The 727-nt window shown below is 59.7% G+C and carries 1 protein-coding gene; it reads right to left on the reverse strand.

Annotation, left to right across the window (positions count from 1 at the left end; translation table 11 throughout):
- On the reverse strand, positions 1–453 hold a 453-nt coding region (locus GSQ92_RS27185; protein ID WP_254066720.1), incomplete at its 3' end, for an HpcH/HpaI aldolase/citrate lyase family protein.
- Between the last annotated feature and the right edge of the window lie 274 nt (positions 454–727).

Consider the following 727-nt stretch of genomic DNA (forward strand, 5'->3'; position numbering starts at 1 on the left):
ACCTGATGTCTCGATCATTGCAATTGCCAGCACCTGGCCGTTGGCCTTGCTGACGTAATCGTCGCCGAACAGCAATCGAGCACGCACAGGGCCGAAGCTGCGCGAACCGCTCGGCGGATAGCGGCAGGCGGAGACCAGCATCTGGGCCTCGGCGACGGAACTTACCATCGGGCAAATGATGCCGCTCGCTCCAGCGTCTAGAAGCCGTCCAATCAGCGCGACGTCCAGCGCCGGCGGACGCACCAGCACGACGGCGCCGAGATTGGTCGTGACCTGCAACAGCGTCACCATCTCGTCAAAGCCAGTCATGCTGTGTTGCATATCAGCCACCAGACAGTCCCAACCCAGCCGCGCGATCATTTCGGCTGACAGCGGTGAGGCGCTGTGTAGCCAGGTCGTCCGTATTCCACGTCCGGCAGGACCCGCTAGATCTCTAAGATTCTTGGGCGGCATTACGGACCCTCCACGTGGAAGTGAGATAGGATCGTTTACCAAGATTGTCAAATTGGATTGTTTGACAATTCTGGTAAACACCGGTAGTCTGATAGAAGCCCTGCGGAGACGGGGAGCAGACTTTAAGGGGAGGACATGCAGGACATCGGCGAACCCATCGCGTGCGCTGCGGCGGCTGCTGACTTCAAGCCGGCAGTAGCCGCTTGTCGTCTGATTGGAGCGGGGAAGCGCTTTTTCGGGACCTGGGCCGTTCGTCACGTCGATCTCGAGTTCC

Origin of the sequence: Acidisoma sp. S159, from assembly GCF_009766125.1 — a bacterium.
Classification (GTDB): Bacteria; Pseudomonadota; Alphaproteobacteria; order Acetobacterales; family Acetobacteraceae; genus Acidisoma.